Source organism: Telluria sp. AIW5 (assembly GCF_056680575.1).
In genome coordinates this window covers 2,768,317-2,785,782 of the sequence record NZ_CM155289.1, presented here as the reverse complement: position 1 = coordinate 2,785,782, position 17,466 = coordinate 2,768,317, and the positions used below count along the sequence as shown (strand labels likewise).

Here is a 17,466-nt window from a genome sequence, read left to right as displayed (position 1 = left end):
GACCAGCCCGGCTTCGTTTCGTTCCTTCTACCCGATCAGCGCCGCTGCGCGTTCGGGTAGATGTCCATCCCCGCTTCGTTGATCTGGCGCCGCAGGTCGCGCCGCTCGTCGGGCGTCAGGCGCCCACGGCGACCGCCCTCGCCCTGCGCCTGGACGGCCTGGCGGCGCTGGTCCTCGTAGGCGCGTTGCTGGTCGTAGGCGCGTTGCTGCTCGTACGCACGTTGCTGGTCATAGCCGCGCTGTTGATCGACGATGCGCTGCTCGCGCGGCTGTTCGACCTGCGGGGCCGGCGCCGGCGCCGGCACCCGCTCGGCGCGGACGGATGGCGGAGGCGGCAACTGGGCATCGTCGCGGCGGCCATGGTATTGTGCCTGGGCCGCACCGATGCCGGCACAGGCGAGCACGCACAGGGCCACACCTTGGCGCGCCACGCGGGCGAGCCGGCCCGGGGCCTGGGCTGCTGCATTGGTTTTCTCGAGCGCGTTTGTCATGGTGTTCCTCTTCCGTGGTGCTGGATAAACGGATAAGCTGTAATTCATTGGTTCCCAGTGTATGTGGAACGACGTTCTGGGATAAGCCTGATTGGGTAAAGTTTGTAACACAATGTAATGCCTTGTCTGTAAATCCCAAAACCGGCGCGGACAGAAGTTACCATAGCGATATGAATCTGACAAACTGACAGCATATGAATTCAGCCTCCTCCTCCGCTTCCAATTCGAATATGGGCGCCAATGCCAGCCCGGCGGCGACCGCCGGCCACAGCGCCAAGATCATGGTCGTCGACGACGATGTGCGCCTGCGCGATTTGCTGCGCCGCTATCTCACCGAGCAGGGCTTCCAGGTCGTCACGGCCGAAAGCGCGCCGGCGATGAACAAGCTCTGGCTGCGCGAGCGTTACGACCTGCTGGTACTTGACCTGATGCTGCCCGGCGAAGACGGCCTGTCGATCTGCCGCCGCCTGCGCGGCGCCGGCGACCAGACCCCGATCATCATGCTCACCGCCAAAGGCGAAGACGTCGACCGCATCGTCGGCCTTGAAATGGGCGCCGACGATTACCTGCCGAAGCCTTTCAACCCGCGCGAGCTGGTGGCCCGCATCGGCGCCGTCCTGCGCCGCAAGGGCCCGGACGAAATCCCGGGCGCGCCGTCGGAGACCCCGCAGACCTTCGAATTCGGCCAGTTCGTGCTCGATCTCGGTACGCGCACGCTCAAGAAAAACGGCGAGACCGTGCCCCTGACCACCGGCGAATTCTCGGTGCTGAAGGTGTTTGCGCGCCACGCGCGCCAGCCGCTGTCGCGCGAAAAGCTGATGGAGCTGGCCAGGGGCCGCGAATACGAAGTCTTCGACCGCTCGCTCGACGTGCAGATTTCGCGCCTGCGCAAACTGATCGAACCCGATCCATCGAGCCCGCTCTATATCCAGACCGTCTGGGGCCTGGGCTACGTCTTCATCCCTGAAGGACAGCCGCGCTAGTGATTGCGTCGATCCCGTCTCCACGGCCAGGCCGCATGCACTGGGTGCGCAGCGGCCTGTTCTGGCGCACCTTCTTCCTGCTCTCCCTGCTCACGACGCTGTCGATGGGTTCGTGGATCGGCATGCTCAACGTGTTCCAGCGCGGGCCGCAAGTGCAGCAGACGGCCGAACTGGTGGTCTCGGTGGTGACGATCACGAAAGCGGCGCTGACCCATTCGGCGCCCGAACTGCGCAAGGAACTGCTGTTCGAACTGGTGTCGAACGAAGGCATCCGCATCTTCACGCTGGAAGACACCGACAAGGTCGACCCGCCCCCGGCCACCCGCCTGATGCCGGAAATCGCCGCCGCCGTGCGCGAGAAGCTGGGCGCCCAGACCCGCTTTTCCAGCCGCGTCAACGGCATGGCGGGCTTCTGGATCAGCTTCAACATCGAGGACGACGAATACTGGCTGATGCTCGAGCGTGAACGCATCGCGGGCCTGACGCGCGTGCAGTGGTTCGGCTGGGCCAGCGTGGTCGGCGTGCTGTCGCTGCTGGGCGCGGCGCTCATTTCGAGCCTGATCAACCTGCCGCTGGCGCGCCTGACGGCTGCCGCGCGCGCGATCGCCAAGGGCGAGCGTCCCGCCCCACTGCCCGAGAAGGGCCCGAAAGAGATCATCGACGCCAACCGCAGTTTCAACCAGATGGTCGAAGACCTGGCGCAGGTCGAAAAGGACCGCGCCGTGATCCTGGCCGGCATCTCGCACGATTTACGTACGCCGCTGGCGCGCATGCAGCTCGAACTCGAGATGGCGAGCCTGTCGACCGACGCGCGCGAAGGCATGCAGTCGGACATCGCCCAGATGGACGCGATCATCGGCCAGTTCCTCGACTACGCGAAACCGACCGAGGCGTCGAGCTTCGTGCCGGTCGAAATCTCGCACCTGCTGGCCGACTGCGCCCAGCATGCGCGGCGCCTGCCCGGCATGCGCGTCACGACCGACCTCGACGAAGACGTGGAGGTGCTCGGCAACGAGACCGACCTGCGCCGCGTGATCAACAACGTCGTCGAGAACGCGCGCCGCTACGGACGTACCCCGGGCCAGGACTTCACCGAACTCGATTTCGCCTGCCATGTGCGCAGTACGGCGCAGGGCCGGCGCGCCGTCGTCGAGATCGCGGACCACGGCCCCGGCGTGCCCGACGACCAGATCAACCAGCTCCTGAAACCTTTCACGCGCCTCGACACTGCGCGCGGCCAGGCGAACGGCGCGGGCCTGGGTCTCGCCATTGTCGAGCGCGTCGTCAGCCGCCACAATGCCGAACTGACCGTGCGTAACCGCGAAGGCGGCGGCCTGCTGGTGCAACTGGCGCTACCGCTCGCTTCCTGAATTCCTTTTTGATTTTCACTGCCATGACCGAATCCATCCTGCAAAAATTCAGCCTCGAATACGGCGACGTCGAACAAGCCGCCGCGCGCCTCGAAGGCGCCGCCCACCGCACTCCGGTACTGCGCTCCACCACCGCCAATGCGCGCACCGGTGCTCAGCTGTTCTTCAAATGCGAAAACTACCAGCGCATGGGCGCCTTCAAGTTCCGCGGCGCCTACAACGCGATCGCGCGCTTCACGGATGCCCAGCGCGGCGCCGGCGTACTGACCTTCTCGTCCGGGAACCACGCGCAGGCGATCGCCCTGTCGGCACGCCTGGCCGGCATCCACGCCACCATCATCATGCCGAACGACGCCCCGGCGCTGAAGGTGCAGGCGACGAAGGAATACGGCGGCGAAGTGATTTTCTACGACCGCTATACGGAAAACCGCGAAGAGATCGCGCAGCGCCTCGCCGTCGAACGCGGCATGACCCTGATTCCTCCCTACGACCATCCGGACGTGATCTGCGGCCAGGGCACGGCGGCGAAAGAATTGTTCGACGAGGTCGGCCCGCTGGATGTGCTGCTGGTGCCGCTCGGCGGCGGCGGCCTGCTGGCCGGCTGCGCGCTGGCGGCGAGCGGCCTGGCGCCGGATTGCAAGGTGATCGGCGTCGAGCCGGAAGCCGGCAACGACGGCCAGCAGTCGCTGCGCAAGGGCGAAATCGTTCACATCGGCGTGCCGAAGACGATCGCCGACGGCGCCATGGTGACCCACGTCGGCGCGCACAATTTCGAGGTGATCCGGCGCCGCGTCGACGACATCGTGACGGTGAGCGATGCGCAGCTGGTCGAGACCATGAAATTCTTCGCCGAGCGGATGAAGATGGTGGTCGAGCCGACCGGCTGCCTGGGCGCTGCGGCAGCCCTGTGCGGTGTGTATCCGGTGGCGGGCAAGCGCGTAGGCATCCTGATCAGCGGCGGCAACGTCGACCTGTCGCGCTTTAGCGAACTGGTGACGCGCGAACTGGTGGCCTGATGGAGTTCATCCAGTCGACCGAACTGCCGCCGCCCGCCGGACATTATTCGCAGGCGGTGCACGCCGGCGGCCTCGTGTTCCTGTCGGGAATCCTGCCGGCCAAGGATATTGCCCAGGATGTGTTCTTCGAGGTGCAATGCAACTCCGTCTTCGACCAGTGCGAAAAAGTCCTGCGCGCCGCCGGCTGCGGTTTCGGCGACGTTGTGCAATGTACCGCCTACCTTGCGGGCGTCGAGCACTGGCGCGCCTTCAACACGATCTATGCGCGCGTCTTCGGCGCCCACAAGCCGGCGCGCACGGTCGTGCCGGTCCCGGACCTGCACTACGGCTTCCTGGTCGAAGTCCAGCTGGTCGCGCGGCGTCCCTGAGCGAATGCGACCCGCCCTGGGTCGCCGAGTCAGCTCATGCGTGGTTTTTTTGACAATTTTCGTGCACCGTGAGGCACCGAACATACTAAAGGCAGTCTCGGCCGGGACAATGGCTCCATCGTATTGATGGAGGTAGCCATGAAACACCTGGCCTCTCAGCTGACCTTAGTTCTTGCGGCGCTCGCCGCAGCCCCCGCCGCCCTGGCGGGATCCGAGATTTTGAAATGCGTCGACGCCGGCGGCCATGTGACGCTGACCGACCAGCCTTGCGAAAGCGGCGCGCAGGCGACGCGCCTGGTGGGCGGCGCGGCCTCGGACAGCCCGGCCCCGGCGTCCGTCACGACAGGTGAAGCGCACCCGCTCGCGGTCCAGCGTCATGAAGCGCCGCATGCGATGCAGCGCCAGCAGAACTGGCGTCCGAAAGTAGCCCAGCCCGACCGTGCGCTCGCGCGCGACGTGGCGACCTTGAAGGCGGCGCGTGCGCAATTGTTGGTGATTGATGCCGACCGTCACGCAAGACCGACCCTGGCGACGATCCAATAAAATGCCGGGGTCAGGTCTGACATTCGGACACGGCCTCAACGATACCGGGCCGAGTAAGGCAGAGCTCGTGTCCAAATGTCAGACCTGACCCCAGCCCTTACTAGTACAGCTTCATGATCCCATGCAAGTCCAGCGCCGCCCCACGCCCCAGCGTTGGCAGCATCTCGAGCAGCTCCGGATCCTGGATGAAACTGGCCGATGAAGCCGCCGTCAGCAGGCGCTCCGGCGGCTGCGAACGCGCTACCGCCCAACCCTGCACGTAATCGACGCCGATCTCGGCCAGGGTCTGTACCGTGGCCGCATCCTCCGCCCACTCGGCGATCGTCTTCATGCCGAGATTGACCGCCAGGCTGACGATGGCTTCGACGATCGCCACGTTCGCCGGGTGCGCGTTGATGTTGACGACGAACTGGCCGTCGATCTTGAGCACGTCGGCCGGCAGTTCCTTCAGGTAGGAGAAGGAGGTATAGCCGGCACCGAAATCGTCGAGTGCGACCTTCACGCCGAAATTGCGCACCTGGTCGATGAAGCGGCGCGTATTGTCGAGGTCGTGCAGGGCGACGCTCTCGGTGATTTCCATGCACAGGCGGCTGGCCACGTGGACGTGGCGCGCCAGGATTTCCAGCGTGTCGGCGACGAAGCGCTCGTCGTTGAGCGAGGCGCCGGACAAATTCATGCAGACGAAACGCGTGTTCGGCAGGCGCGAAATGTTTTCCGCGATCCAGCCCAGGGTCGTGGTCAGCACCCAGCGGTCGATCACGCTCGCACGCCCGCATTTCTCGGCCGCGCCGATCAGCGGACCGGCCGGCATCACGCGGCCATCGAGTCCGCGCATGCGCAGCAGCACCTCGAAATTGAGGGAATCGTTCGGATTTTTCAGCGACATGATCGGCTGCATTTCCAGGAACAGGCCGTCGGTCGCGTTCGGCCCCTGCAAGCGCGCCACCAGGTTCAACTCGGCTTCGCGCTCATGGAAAGCGGCGGCATTGCGTTCGTACACGACCAGGCCGTCGCTGGCCTCCTTGGCCGAGCGGCAGGCGCGGTCGGCGGCCGAGATGGCGTCGCGCATCGGCATGCCGGGCGACACTTCGATCAGGCCGACCGAACCGCGCACGTGGAAAGCCTTGTCGCCCACGCGGTAAGGCGTGCCGCCGATGCGGTCGACGATGCCGCGGCAGATCAGCGATGCCAGCGGAATCGCCGTGTCCGGCATGACGATGACGAATTCGTCGCCGCCGACGCGGCCGATCTGCTGGCCACCGGCCAGCATCATCGCCATGCGTTCGCACACTTGCTTGAGCACTTCGTCGCCAGCGCCATGGCCGAACAGGTCGTTGATCAGCTTGAAGCGGTCGAGATCGATGTAGGCGATCGCCATCGGCTTGCCGGCCGCCAGCGACGTGGCTGCACCCTCGAACATTTTCTCGATGCCGCGCCGGTTATAGACCTTGGTCAGCGGATCGTTGTTCGCCATGAAGCGCAATTGTTCGGTGGCTTTGTGTTTCTCGGTGACGTCCTGCAGCACGCCCTCGATGCGCCCGCGCGCCAGCGTCGCGCTGACCAGGAAGCGGCGGCTGCCGTCGCGATTCGCGATTTCGAGCTCGGCATCGCTGCGGCCATGGACCTGCTCGTGCAACTCCATCCAGACGTTTTCACTGAAGAAGTTGCGCCATGCGGTGCGGCCGAGCTCGAAGGTTTCGACGCCCAGCATCTTCCGTAGCGCCGGATTGGCGCTCACGAAGTGTCCGTACATGTCAAGCGTGAACAAGCCCACCGGCATCGCCTCATAGGCGTGTTCCAGCTTTTGCTGGGCTTCCTCGCGCTTTTCCGTTTCCGCGCGCATCTGCTCGGCCACCGCCAGCGCGGCCAGCAGGCTCGAGGCCAGGGCCGCCGTCACGCTGTTGATCACGCCCACGACTTCGTGCATGCCCAGCGCCGCCGAGACGATCTCGGCCAGCGAGGCGACGAAGGTCAGCGCGAACGAGGCCGCAAACCAGGACGCAACCCGGTTGCGCGATTCGACGATCACCTTGAACAGGCCCACCGTCATCATCGACAGGCAGCAGGCGCAAATGACCCACAGCATCGGCAGGTAGACGCGGTAGGGCAGCGCCACGGCCGCCACCAGCATCGGCAGGCACAGCCACTGCATGATGCGCATCGGCGCGGCGTAGCGCAGCCCTTCGAGGCTCTCGCGCAGCAGGTTCTGGTACAGGGTCAGGGTGGCGATGCCGTACAGCGTGATCGTGACCGAGCGCGAGATCAGCAGCCAGTCGGCCGGAATCGTCTGGCCCAGCCACTGGATGTCCCAGCCGGCGGACAGCGCGCCGATGCGCAGGTTCAGGATCAGCCAGCCCGAAAACAGCACATACAGCGGCTGGCGATTGATCAGCGCGGTGAGCAGCACGAACAGGGCCAGCACGATCATGCCGCCGTCGAGCAGGCCCGACTTGCGGTGATATTGCTCGACCGACAAGGCGAACTGTTCGGCCGGCCACTGTGCGACGCTCACGCGGGCGGGGCCGGCAAAGGTGCCGCTACACAAGACTTGCGATGGCAGGCGCGCCATGCGCAGCGCGAAGCCGGCTTTCACCGGATCGATCGCACCGCTCGAATGGTTGCGGCTGGCGTCGCCCAGCGGCCGCAAGGTTGTTGCATCCCAGCAACTAATTTCGAGTGCATGGCGCGACGGGAAGTCGATGACATCCTGCTCGACCGAGGCCGACATCGGGGAAAACGTAAACCAGACCGGACGGTCGGTGAGATTGGTGTCGTAGCCGGGCACAGGCGGCTGGGCGCCGATGCGGGCGAGGATGGCGGACGGCGTGGGCGCTGCTTCATTCCCCTGCAGCAGCACGCGCAAGGGCAGCGCGGCAGGTTCGGTCACGTTGTACTGGTTGTGCCAGAACAACAACGCAATCAGGGAAAACAGGCCGATGCCGAACGGGATCAGGTAATAGGCGAAGACGCGCAGCACGCGCTCCATGGCCAGGTTGGCCATGAGCGAAGGAGAATTGCGTGTCGGGTCGGAGGATGTGGGCATAATCGGTATCACAAGCACAACAAAGCTGCGGGCGGAAGCTCCCGCAGTCTGATCAAGCGCAAGGATACAGGGTTAGCGTGATACCGTCATGCAATATCGCGAAGCTCAGCCGAACTCAGGCGAACGCCAGGCCGTGCTGACCGAGGCCGGCGGCCGCTGCCGGCGTGCGCTGCGGGAAGCGTACCCGGGTCAGGCGCGGTTCGGCGCGCGGGCCGACATCGATGTCCGGGTGCTGGGTATCGAAGAAGAATTTGGAGAGCGGATGACGGGCCGCGGCCCAGCGCGCCTCGAAGGTCTCGATCTCGAAAGCCATCACGCGATGCTCGAGGTTGCCGACGTGCGCCAGGGGAATGGCGCCCTGCCCCGGGAACACGTCCGAGAACAGCAGCTGCTCGTACTGGCGCGCGACCGTCGGACGGCCGGTGGCGACCGACCATTCGATATCGTTTTGCTGACAGTACATGAAGCAGGCCTTGATCAGCGCAATCTTGACCATGCGCCCGGTGCGGCCTTCGTCGATGCCGAGGCGGGTCGCCTCGACCAGGCGGCGCCCTTGCAGCCAGTCCGGCAGCTCGATCGACTCTTCCACGCCCAGCGGGCGGAACAGGTTGGTGCGGATGCGCGTGCTGCCCATCGGCGAGCCGTCGAGCTTGGATTCGGCGAGCAGGACGATCGTGTCGCTTTCGTAATCGGCCGCTTCCGGCAGCGCCAGCGAGCGTGCAAACTCCGGTACATGGCGTGCGTACGCGGCGTGACGGATGCGCACTGCCTTCAGAAGGTCATCCTCGGTCTCGACGCGGCGAATCGTGAATGGCAGGCGCTCGATTGCCGGCAGCCCGCCCTGCTGACCACCGAAAGGGCGGATCGCCTCCGCGTTGCCTTGGGTGGTGAGGTTTGCTTGGCACAGCTCCATGATCGATAACTCCGTGAACGTTTTAGGAAGACAACTTGTTTCCTGATAATTATCAATCTTTGGAGAAATATCTAACTGATGAGCAGGCGGGCTTTTCCCCCTTAATTCAAAATTCATAACATTCGCGGGTCAGTAAGCCGACCCGCGTTGCTTGTTCAATATCTATTACAAGGACCGCGCCGTGCCGGACACGCGGATCGAGCCGCCCTTCTCCTGTCCGATTTCGGCCCGCAGGCGCGAGCGCATGCCCATGTCTTCGCCCTGCACGATGTCGATCGCGCCGCCGTGCGGCCAACCGATATCGCGCAGGTAACCGGCGAGTGCCGCCGTGCCGGCGCCGGTGGCCGGATCCTCGAGCACGCCGCCGGAAGCGAAAGGATTACGCGTATGGAACAGCGTGTCGCTTTCGGCCCAGGCCAGCACGACGGTGACGATGCCGAGCTCGCGCATGAAGCGCCGGCCCGCGTCGAGTTCGTACTGCATCGCCGCCAGCAACGGGCGGCTGCGCAGGGCCAGCACCAGGTGCCCCGCCCCGCCATGGGCCAGCGCCGGAGGGATGCGCGGATCGAGATCTTCAAGCCGGTAGCCGAACAGGGCCAGCGCCCGCGCGACGATCTCCGCCGGGGCCGGGGCGCTGCGGGTCGGCGGCGACTGCAGCGCGGCCGAGGTCAGCACGCTACCGTCAGCGCCGATGCTGCGCCGGCCCTCGACCGTGATCGCCGCATCGTTCAGCGACAGCGGATAGACGCCGTCGCCGCGACTGGCGGCAAGCGCCGCACCGAGCGCGATGGTGGCATGGCCGCAGAAGGGCACTTCGGATTCGGGAGAGAAATAGCGCACGCGCCAGCCGTCGCCCAGCGGCGCGGCAAAAGCGGTTTCGGAATAGCCGATCTCGTGGGCGACGCGCTGCATCGTCGCGTCCGGCGGCAAGACCTCGCCGATCCAGACCCCGGCCGGGTTGCCGCCCTGGGCGCCGTCGGAAAAGGCGGCGATGCGCTGGACGTCGGCGGCGTCGATGCTGCTGGCTTGCTGGATCTGGTCTCTGGACACGGCTTGCTCCTTCTTTATGGAAGAGCGAGGATGATAGCGCGCCGGTCAAGGCCTTGCTGGATATGGCTTTTTTACGGGTAACGCACCGGTTTGCCCTGCGACTCGGGCAGCGGGATGAATTCGGTTTCGCCCGGCACCTGCGGAAAGGCGCCGGCCTGCCAGTCGCGCTTGGCCTGCTCGATGCGCTCCTCGGAACTGGCGACGAAATTCCAGGACAGGAAGCGCGGACCATCCATCGGCTCGCCGCCGAGCAGCATGATGCGCGTCGGCCCCGGTCCGGGCGCGCCCAGCATCACCTCGGCACCGGGTTTCAGCACGACCAGCTGGCCGGGTTCGAAGACGCCGTCGCGGCCCAGGTCGAGGCGGCCCTCGACGATATAGATTGCCTGTTCCGGGTACTCGGGCGGCATCGCGATGCGCGCCCCCGCTTTCAGTTTCACGTCGACGTAAAACATGTCGGACAGGGTCGCGACCGGCGCACGCCGGCCCCAGAAGCTGCCCGCGACCACGCGCGCTTCGACGCCCTCGGCTTCGATGAAGGGCAACGCACCAGCCTCGATGTGGGCAAAGGCCGGATCGGTTTCCTCGTGTTTCGAGGGCAGCGCGACCCAGCATTGGAGGCCGAACAGGCCGCTGCCGGCCTGGCGCAGCTGGCTGTCGGTGCGCTCGGAATGGACGATGCCGCGCCCGGCCGTCATCCAGTTCACTTCGCCCGGCCGGATCGCCTGCACGCTGCCGAGGCTGTCGCGGTGCAGGATTTCGCCGTCGAACAGATAGGTGACGGTGGCCAGGCAGACATGCGGATGCGGCCGCACGTCGAGGCCGCGGCCGGGTTCGAACACGTGCGGGCCCATCTGGTCGAGGAAGACGAAGGGGCCGACCATGCGCCGCTGGCGGCTCGGCAAGGCGCGCCGCACCTGGAAGCCGTCGCCCAGGTCGTGTGTGGGCGGCACGATCACGATGTCGAGTGCGCTGGGGTCGTCATGGTGGTCCAAGCTGTTCTCCTGTATTGAGTGCGATGTACGGCTCCGCCGCCGGGCCAGTCTACGTGGCCAGGCGGTCTTGTGCAAATACTCACCTTCCGTGCGCCCGTCCAGGTTACTGGGCTTTTCGGCCTGCGCTCGGTTACAATATCGCCATCCATTGGGGAGTAGCCTGCTTCCGCCGCACCTGTGCGAGGAAGTTCCCGTATCAACATACTCGGCGCTCGTTGTCTTCATGCGCGCCGTGGTACGGGCAGCCGTCCGGTTGGCAAGACCTTTGGCATGTCCGCGTGCAGATTCGGGCCGCGCGGGCCTGCCTTTGCGTTTGCCCGATGAGAAAACCCATGAATTTCGCCGCTACCGTTTCCCTCGCCCTCGCCATGTCCACCGATGCCTTCGCCGCCGCCGTCGGCAAGGGCGCGGCCCTGCAACGCCCGCACTTGCGCGAAGCCCTGCGCACCGGCGCCATCTTCGGCGTCATCGAAGGCCTCACGCCCCTGCTCGGCTGGCTGCTCGGCAACGCCGCCGCGCCGTATGTCGAGGCCTGGGACCACTGGATCGCCTTTGTCCTGCTGGGCGCGCTCGGCCTGCGCATGATTTACGAAGGCTGGGGCGAACCCGAGCTCGAGGAAGAAAAGCCGAACAGCCACTCCTTCCTGCGCCTGGCCGTGACCGGCATGGCGACCAGCATCGACGCCCTGATCGTCGGCGCCGGCCTCGCCTTTATCGACGTCAATATCTTCGCCACGGCGGCCGCGATCGGCTGCGCCACCTTCATCATGGTCACGCTCGGCGTGATGCTCGGCCGCGGCCTCGGCGCGCTGGTCGGCAAGCGCGCCGAAATCGTCGGCGGCGTGGTGCTGATCGTGATTGGCAGCCTGATCCTGTACGAGCACCTGCACGCGGCAGGGACGATCTGATCGTCAGTTCAGGCCGCCCGTGCGAAACGCTTACGCGCAGTCGCTCCCCATTGCCTTCATTGCCTCCTCCAGCTCCTCGGGCGACACGTCGCGCACGTGCGTCGCCATCGACCAGCGGTGGCCGAACGGATCGTCGAGCTGGCCATAACGGTCGCCCCAGAACATGTCGGCCAGTTCCATGCGCACGGTGGCGCCGGCTTCCCGGGCGGTGTTCCAGAGTGCGTCCACGTTCGGCACCGACAGGTGGATCGTCACCGGCGTGCCTTTCAGGCTCAGCGGGCTGAAGGAGCCGTAGTCGGGGAATTCGTCGGCCAGGAACAGGGGCGAGTCGCCGATGCGCAGCATGGCGTGGCCGACTTTACCGTCGGGCATCAGGGAGCGCGAGACTTCGATGGCGCCGAAGGCTTTCTTGTAGAACTCGATCGCCTCATTGCAATTGCCGCAGACCAGATGCGGGGCGATGGTGTGCATGCCCTCTTCGACCGGCTTGACCGCTGAACTCATGACGTGTTCCTTTCAGGATGATTGGACTGTTATGCGTTGTTATTCCTTTTGCTACTGTATGAGCGTAGCGCCTGCCGGAAGTTCGCGCAACGATTGCCTGTGCTGCGCTGCGCCAAACCCTTCATGCGTGCGCGCCGCCCGGCACCGGCCCGAGCACGGGTCCCAACTCGCGCGCCAGGAAATCGACCAGCGCCGCCACCCGCGGCGCCAGCGCGCCCTGTTTATAGAACACGGCCCAGACCGGCTGCTCCCAGGGCAGCGTGGCGTCGGGCAGCACCGGCACCAGTGTCCCTTCAGCCAGGTCGGCGCGCGTAAGGAAATCCGATAGCGAGGCGATCCCGGCGCCGGCCAGCGCCAGGTGGCGTACGGTTTCGCCACTCGATGCGGTGACGACTGGATCGATCGTATAACCCTCGGCGCCCTCATGTGCCAGCGGCCAGGTGTTCAGGGAGGCCGGCTGCGAAAAGCCCAGCAGGCGGTGGCGGCCCAGCTCGGCTACGCTCGCGGGTATGCCATGGCGTTCCAGGTAGCCGGGCGCGGCCAGCACGCGCACGCGGCTGGCGCCGAGGCGCCGGGCGTTCAGGGTCGAGTCCGGCAAATTGCCGATGCGGATGGCGAGATCGGCGCGTTCCTCGATCAGGTCGACCACCGTTTCGCCGCTCGTCAATTCGAGCCGCACCAAGGGATAAGCGTCGAGAAAGGCCGGCACCAGCGGCGCGAGCAGGTGGCCGAGCGCGGGCGTGGCCGCGTTCACGCGCACCAGGCCCGCAGGCTGGGAACGGCGCGCCGCCGCCTCGGCTTCGGTATTGGCCATATCGGCCAGCAGTGTGCGCGCGCGGTCGAGGAACCAGGCGCCTTCGTCGGTCAGTTGCAGGCGGCGCGTGGTCCGGTGCAGGAGCGTCAGGCCAAGGTGCTTTTCCAGGCGCGCGATCGTGCGCGACACGCCCGAGGGCGTCTGCCCGAGACGCGCGGCGGCGCCGGAAAACGATCCGGCATCCATGACGGCGGAGAATGCAATCAAGGATTCGACATCGATCATTCGTGACTCCCAGTCAAAAGTATATTGTACGGCAAGGGATTTTTCTCCGGCGGCGCCTGGCCCACACTGCTCCCCTGTTCACATTGTTTCTGGAGAAATCATGCCCCTTGCTCTCTGGGCGCTCACCCTGAGCGCCTTTGCCATCGGCACCACCGAATTCGTCATCGTCGGCCTGATCCCCGACGTTGCCGCCAGCCTCGGCGTGTCCGTTCCTTCCGCCGGCTTGCTGGTGAGCGTGTATGCGCTCGGCGTCGCCATCGGCGCGCCCCTGCTGACCGCCCTTACCGCCCGCGTACCGCGCAAGAAATTGTTGATCGGCCTGATGCTGCTGTTCACCGCCGGTAACCTCGTCGCCTCGATCGCGCCCGGCTACGGCTCGCTGATGGCCGCGCGCGTGCTGACCGGCCTCGCCCACGGCGTCTTCTTCTCGATCGGCTCGACCATTGCCACCAGCCTGGTGCCGAAGGAAAAAGCCGCCAGCGCAATTGCCCTGATGTTCACGGGCCTCACAGTCGCGTTGGTCACCGGCGTGCCGCTCGGCACCTGGATCGGCCAGCAATTCGGCTGGCAGTCGACTTTCCTGGCCGTCGCTTCGCTCGGCGTGATTGCGATGATCGGCAGCGCGCTGCTCGTGCCCAACACCATCGGCGGCGCCAAGCCGGCCAGCCTCGCCAAACAGTTCGCCGTACTCAAGCAGCCGCGCCTGCTGCTGGTGTATGCGATCACGACGCTCGGCTATGGCGGCTCGTTTGTCGCCTTTACCTACCTTGCCCCGATCCTGCAGGACGTGGCCGGCTTTGCGCCGGGCAGCGTGGGCCTGGTGATGCTGGTCTACGGCGTCTCCGTGGCAGCGGGGAATATCTGGGGCGGCAAACTGGCCGACAACAAGGGCCCGGTGCGCGCGCTGCAAATCGTGTTCGCTTTACTCGCCGCTGTCCTGGCCGTGCTGAGCTTTACCGCGCCGCACCCGGTGCTGGTCGTGGCCACCGTGCTGGCCTGGGGCGCGGTCGCCTTCGGCAATGTGCCGGCCCTGCAGCTGTATGTCGTGCAGCGTGCCGAGCGCGACGTGCCGCAGGCGGTCGACATGGCCTCCGGCCTGAACATTGCTGCCTTTAACCTCGGCATCGCGCTGGGCGCCTGGGGCGGCGGCCTGATCGTCGGGCACCTTGGCTTGATGGCCACGCCGCCGATCGGCGCCCTGGTCGTGGTCGGTGCACTGGCGCTGACGACCCTGGCGGGCCGGCTCGACCGGCGCGATGCGGGCCTTGCACGTTCCATCAAAAAAGAAGCAGAACTCGTTTAACTGAAAAGAGGAAACCACATGCACATGCCCCTTATCGGCGCCGGTACCTTCCGCCTGCAAGGCCAGACCATCATCGACAGCGTCGCCAACGCACTCGCGCTCGGCTACCGCCACATCGATACCGCCCAGATCTACGGCAACGAGCCTGAAGTCGGCGAGGCGCTTGCCGCCAGCGGCCTGCCGCGCGGCGAGGTCTTCGTCACCACCAAGATCTGGACCGAGCACCTGGCCGGCGACGCCCTGATCCCGAGCCTGAAGGAAAGCCTGCGCAAGCTGCGCCTCGAACAGCTCGACCTGACGCTGATCCACTGGCCCTCGCCGGGTGGCGCGGTGCCGGTCGCCGAGTCGATGGCGGCGCTCTTGGCGGCGCGCGAACTCGGCCTGACGCGGGCGATCGGCGTGTCGAATTTCACGATCCCGCTGATGCGGGAAGCGATTCAGGCAGTTGGCGCGGCGAACATCGCCACCAACCAGGTCGAACTCCATCCCTACCTGCAGAACCGCGCCGTGGCCGCGTTTGCACGCGAACACGGCATCGCTGTGACGGCCTACATGCCGCTCGCCTACGGCAAGGTGCTGGACGACCCGGTCATCAAAGCGATTGCGGCGCGCATGAACGCGACGGCGGCGCAGGTCACGCTGGCCTGGCTGCTGGCGCAGGGCCACACCGTGATTCCTTCGTCGACCCGGCGCGAGAACCTGGCAAGCAACCTGGCGGCGTCAAACCTCGTGCTGGGCGCGGAAGACCTGGCCGCGATCGACGCCCTCGATCGCCACGAGCGCCTCGTCAGCCCGGACTTCGGGCCCCGTTGGGACTGATCAGCTGTCGAGTTCCGGATAGCGCCGGAAGATGCCGTCTTCGTTGAACGGCAGCCGCCGCGGCGAATTCAAATACGCGGCGATGCGAGGCCGCGCGGCGACGCGCCGGCGTAGCGCGGCCAGGTTCGGGTGCCGGGCCAGCGCTTTGGCCGTCGCCCTGGGAAAGGCGTAATCGAGCCCTTCGAGCACCTGGAACAGGGACAGGTCGGCATAGGTGATGTTCGATCCCAGCAGGTAGTCCTTGTCGCCCAGCACATGTCCGAAATAGGTGAAGAATTTCGGGATGCGGGCCGCCGTGAAGTCGGCTGCACGGCGCCGGGCTTCCGCTTTCTGGTCGTCGTAGTACAGGCTGCTGCCGACCGGATGATGCGTGTCGTGCGCTTCACTTACCAGGTCGGCAATCGTGAGCTGCAATTGATGCGCCCACAGGCGCCCGGCCGTGTCGTGCGGCGCCAGGCCGTGGCGTTCGCCCAGATACATCAGGATCGCTGCCGTCTGGCCGACCGTCATGCCGTCGACGCGCAGGAAAGGCGGCGCGAAGCTCGGTGTCGGACCCTCTTTCAACGCCGCCATCAGGGCGTCGACGCCGCCCGGGCCGCGCGCTACATCCTCGTAATCTTCCCCCGCTTCTTCCAGCGCCAGCCGGACAAATTCGCCGCGGCCCTGGATGCCGGGCCAATAGAACAGTTGGTATGCCATCGTCTCCTCCGCAGCCTGGAAAAGCCTAGTATGGAACGGAATCGCGTGATGCAGCGCGCATGTCGTGCTAATCTTGCAATCAAGCATGTCGGTTTCCGGCAAGCAAAGCACACCTGAACGAGGAGCACGATGCTGACGATGCGCACGCAGGACGGGGATGACTCCGCCCAAAATATTGCCGTAGAGAATCTGTTTCCCTTGAGCAATCGCACCGCCGAGGCCGGCAGGCTGGGACACCATGAGGCTGTCCGCAACCCGCCGTCTTCCACGGAGCGTCCCATGATCTTCGCTCATTTGACCCGCTACTGGCTGGCCCGCCGCAGCGAGCCGGGCTTCTCCTCCTGGCTGCTCCCGGTACTGCGCAGTGCCCGCGTGCTGCGGTTTTACCGCGACCACGCCGCGCTGTGCCAGCTCGACGTCTACCGCAACCACGTGATGCGCTCGCCCGGCGCCGCCCCCTTCCACCACCTGAGCCGCCGCGGCTACCTGGTGCAGGGCTTGAGCACCCGCCAGCGCGTGCAATGCGTGCTGGCGCATTACCGCTTCGAGGAGACGACCTTCGATTCGGCCTATAAAGCAGCAGTCTATGTCGACGGCGGCCTCACCCTGTGGGAGCACAGCGTGGGCGAGCATGCCTTCCTGATCCGCCTCGAAATGGACTCGCGCATGAATGCCGAAGGCGACCTGACCATCGCGCTGGTTGCCGATGGCAAGGTGCTGCACCGCCTGTCCTACTCCTGGATCGACGGCGCGATTGCCGGCGTGCCGGCGCCGCTGGTGCCGTCGCTGGTGCCATTTATCGCGCGCAACCAGGGCCGCTGGACCGACTCGGGCGAGGCCTTCGAGGCCTTCGAGGCCTGCTTCCCGAACAATTCGCCCAGCTTCTTCTGCTTCGCCGCGATGCAGGGCCTGGCCCAGGCGGTCGGCATGGAGCAGGTGCTGGCGGTGAAGTGCACCGCGCACATCGCTTTCGAACCGGACGAGATCCAGCATGTCGCGAACGCCTACGACGGCTTCTGGAAAATCCTGGGCGGCGTCGAACTGCCCGGCAGCGCCTGGCTGGTCGCGCTGCCCTTCTACCTGAAACCGCTGGCCGACATGCCCTCGAAACACCGCAAGCGCGCCGCCCAGCGCCGCGAATACTGGCGCGCCATCGGCGACAGCACGCGGGCGACGCTGCAGCGCCACCTGCTGCATGCGCGGTCGCACCACGAGCATGCGGCGCCGCTGCGGGAGACGGTGGAGGTGTAAGCAGGTCGTCATACGTAGAGCGTGTGAAAAAATCGTCAGGGCAAGGGATGCGGCCGCCCGACGCATCGTCGAAGACAGTACGCGGGTACGGCGAGACGATGCAACGCCGCCATGGCGATTTTTTCACATGCTCGTAGGGTGGCCCTCCGAGTCCACGCGGTGCTCATGAAG

Annotated in this window: 17 protein-coding genes; 9 read left to right on the top strand and 8 right to left on the bottom strand. The window is 65.8% G+C overall.

Annotated features, from left to right (window positions below):
* Positions 1 to 35 precede the first annotated feature (35 nt).
* Positions 36 to 491, bottom strand: coding sequence for a hypothetical protein (locus AC1MEM_RS12270; RefSeq protein ID WP_499470735.1), 456 nt, complete (start codon positions 489 to 491; stop codon positions 36 to 38).
* Between the two features lie 230 nt (positions 492 to 721).
* On the opposite strand from AC1MEM_RS12270, the gene ompR reads away from it, so the two are divergent.
* From ompR to AC1MEM_RS12245, 5 genes are all read left to right on the top strand, one after another.
* Positions 722 to 1,474, top strand: a complete 753-nt coding sequence (gene ompR, locus AC1MEM_RS12265) for an osmolarity response regulator transcription factor OmpR (protein ID WP_499477640.1) — start codon at positions 722 to 724, stop codon at positions 1,472 to 1,474.
* 35 nt (positions 1,475 to 1,509) lie between these two features.
* Positions 1,510 to 2,844: an ATP-binding protein gene (locus AC1MEM_RS12260; RefSeq protein ID WP_499470733.1), complete on the top strand. Its 1,335-nt coding sequence runs from the start codon at positions 1,510 to 1,512 to the stop codon at positions 2,842 to 2,844.
* Between the two features lie 23 nt (positions 2,845 to 2,867).
* Positions 2,868 to 3,860: a threo-3-hydroxy-L-aspartate ammonia-lyase gene (locus AC1MEM_RS12255; protein WP_499470731.1), complete on the top strand. Its 993-nt coding sequence runs from the start codon at positions 2,868 to 2,870 to the stop codon at positions 3,858 to 3,860.
* Entirely contained in the window at positions 3,860 to 4,228 is a 369-nt protein-coding gene (locus tag AC1MEM_RS12250; protein ID WP_499470729.1) for a RidA family protein, read from the top strand. The genes AC1MEM_RS12255 and AC1MEM_RS12250 overlap by 1 nt, the downstream gene beginning before the upstream one ends.
* 138 nt (positions 4,229 to 4,366) lie before the next feature.
* Positions 4,367 to 4,771, top strand: coding sequence for a DUF4124 domain-containing protein (locus AC1MEM_RS12245; protein WP_499470727.1), 405 nt, complete (start codon positions 4,367 to 4,369; stop codon positions 4,769 to 4,771).
* Positions 4,772 to 4,871: 100 nt separating this feature from the next.
* Here AC1MEM_RS12245 and AC1MEM_RS12240 read toward each other — a convergent pair whose 3' ends face one another.
* The 4 genes from AC1MEM_RS12240 to AC1MEM_RS12225 all read right to left on the bottom strand — a co-directional run bounded on the left by AC1MEM_RS12240 (position 4,872) and on the right by AC1MEM_RS12225 (position 10,772).
* Entirely contained in the window at positions 4,872 to 7,814 is a 2,943-nt protein-coding gene (locus tag AC1MEM_RS12240) for a putative bifunctional diguanylate cyclase/phosphodiesterase (RefSeq protein ID WP_499470725.1), read from the bottom strand.
* A 115-nt stretch (positions 7,815 to 7,929) separates the two neighbouring features.
* Positions 7,930 to 8,727: an N-acyl amino acid synthase FeeM domain-containing protein gene (locus AC1MEM_RS12235; protein WP_499470723.1), complete on the bottom strand. Its 798-nt coding sequence runs from the start codon at positions 8,725 to 8,727 to the stop codon at positions 7,930 to 7,932.
* 165 nt (positions 8,728 to 8,892) lie between these two features.
* Positions 8,893 to 9,777: a PhzF family phenazine biosynthesis protein gene (locus AC1MEM_RS12230; protein WP_499470721.1), complete on the bottom strand. Its 885-nt coding sequence runs from the start codon at positions 9,775 to 9,777 to the stop codon at positions 8,893 to 8,895.
* 71 nt (positions 9,778 to 9,848) lie between these two features.
* On the bottom strand, positions 9,849 to 10,772 hold the full coding sequence (locus AC1MEM_RS12225) for a pirin family protein (protein ID WP_499470719.1): 924 nt from the start codon (positions 10,770 to 10,772) through the stop codon (positions 9,849 to 9,851).
* 332 nt (positions 10,773 to 11,104) lie between these two features.
* Here AC1MEM_RS12225 and mntP point away from each other — a divergent pair, with 332 nt between their 5' ends.
* On the top strand, positions 11,105 to 11,680 hold the full coding sequence (mntP, locus tag AC1MEM_RS12220) for a manganese efflux pump MntP (protein ID WP_499470718.1): 576 nt from the start codon (positions 11,105 to 11,107) through the stop codon (positions 11,678 to 11,680).
* A 30-nt stretch (positions 11,681 to 11,710) separates the two neighbouring features.
* Here the strand turns inward: mntP and AC1MEM_RS12215 are convergent, their stop codons facing one another.
* The gene (locus AC1MEM_RS12215) at positions 11,711 to 12,184 is read right to left on the bottom strand and encodes a VOC family protein (protein WP_499470717.1); all 474 of its coding nucleotides are present in this window, start codon (positions 12,182 to 12,184) and stop codon (positions 11,711 to 11,713) included.
* A 121-nt stretch (positions 12,185 to 12,305) separates the two neighbouring features.
* Positions 12,306 to 13,223: a LysR family transcriptional regulator gene (locus tag AC1MEM_RS12210; protein ID WP_499470716.1), complete on the bottom strand. Its 918-nt coding sequence runs from the start codon at positions 13,221 to 13,223 to the stop codon at positions 12,306 to 12,308.
* A 100-nt stretch (positions 13,224 to 13,323) separates the two neighbouring features.
* On the opposite strand from AC1MEM_RS12210, the gene AC1MEM_RS12205 reads away from it, so the two are divergent.
* Entirely contained in the window at positions 13,324 to 14,526 is a 1,203-nt protein-coding gene (locus AC1MEM_RS12205) for an MFS transporter (protein ID WP_499470714.1), read from the top strand.
* 18 nt (positions 14,527 to 14,544) lie between these two features.
* Entirely contained in the window at positions 14,545 to 15,345 is an 801-nt protein-coding gene (gene dkgB / locus AC1MEM_RS12200; protein WP_499470712.1) for a 2,5-didehydrogluconate reductase DkgB, read from the top strand.
* Here dkgB and AC1MEM_RS12195 read toward each other — a convergent pair whose 3' ends face one another.
* On the bottom strand, positions 15,346 to 16,044 hold the full coding sequence (locus tag AC1MEM_RS12195) for a glutathione S-transferase (RefSeq protein ID WP_499477530.1): 699 nt from the start codon (positions 16,042 to 16,044) through the stop codon (positions 15,346 to 15,348). It lies immediately after the preceding gene.
* A gap of 279 nt (positions 16,045 to 16,323) precedes the next feature.
* Between AC1MEM_RS12195 and AC1MEM_RS12190 the strand changes: the two genes are divergently transcribed.
* A complete protein-coding gene (locus AC1MEM_RS12190) occupies positions 16,324 to 17,295 on the top strand; it encodes a DUF535 family protein (RefSeq protein WP_499477528.1) in 972 nt (323 codons plus the stop codon).
* Positions 17,296 to 17,466 lie beyond the last annotated feature (171 nt).

Coding starts and splice junctions, on each gene's coding strand:
- AC1MEM_RS12270 (WP_499470735.1), bottom strand. CDS start 491: ATGACAAACGCGCTCGAGAAAACCAATGCAGCAGCCCAGGCCCCGGGC.
- ompR (WP_499477640.1), top strand. CDS start 722: ATGGGCGCCAATGCCAGCCCGGCGGCGACCGCCGGCCACAGCGCCAAG.
- AC1MEM_RS12260 (WP_499470733.1), top strand. CDS start 1,510: ATGCACTGGGTGCGCAGCGGCCTGTTCTGGCGCACCTTCTTCCTGCTC.
- AC1MEM_RS12255 (WP_499470731.1), top strand. CDS start 2,868: ATGACCGAATCCATCCTGCAAAAATTCAGCCTCGAATACGGCGACGTC.
- AC1MEM_RS12250 (WP_499470729.1), top strand. CDS start 3,860: ATGGAGTTCATCCAGTCGACCGAACTGCCGCCGCCCGCCGGACATTAT.
- AC1MEM_RS12245 (WP_499470727.1), top strand. CDS start 4,367: ATGAAACACCTGGCCTCTCAGCTGACCTTAGTTCTTGCGGCGCTCGCC.
- AC1MEM_RS12240 (WP_499470725.1), bottom strand. CDS start 7,814: ATGCCCACATCCTCCGACCCGACACGCAATTCTCCTTCGCTCATGGCC.
- AC1MEM_RS12235 (WP_499470723.1), bottom strand. CDS start 8,727: ATGGAGCTGTGCCAAGCAAACCTCACCACCCAAGGCAACGCGGAGGCG.
- mntP (WP_499470718.1), top strand. CDS start 11,105: ATGAATTTCGCCGCTACCGTTTCCCTCGCCCTCGCCATGTCCACCGAT.
- AC1MEM_RS12215 (WP_499470717.1), bottom strand. CDS start 12,184: ATGAGTTCAGCGGTCAAGCCGGTCGAAGAGGGCATGCACACCATCGCC.
- AC1MEM_RS12210 (WP_499470716.1), bottom strand. CDS start 13,223: ATGATCGATGTCGAATCCTTGATTGCATTCTCCGCCGTCATGGATGCC.
- AC1MEM_RS12205 (WP_499470714.1), top strand. CDS start 13,324: ATGCCCCTTGCTCTCTGGGCGCTCACCCTGAGCGCCTTTGCCATCGGC.
- dkgB (WP_499470712.1), top strand. CDS start 14,545: ATGCACATGCCCCTTATCGGCGCCGGTACCTTCCGCCTGCAAGGCCAG.
- AC1MEM_RS12195 (WP_499477530.1), bottom strand. CDS start 16,044: ATGGCATACCAACTGTTCTATTGGCCCGGCATCCAGGGCCGCGGCGAA.
- AC1MEM_RS12190 (WP_499477528.1), top strand. CDS start 16,324: ATGATCTTCGCTCATTTGACCCGCTACTGGCTGGCCCGCCGCAGCGAG.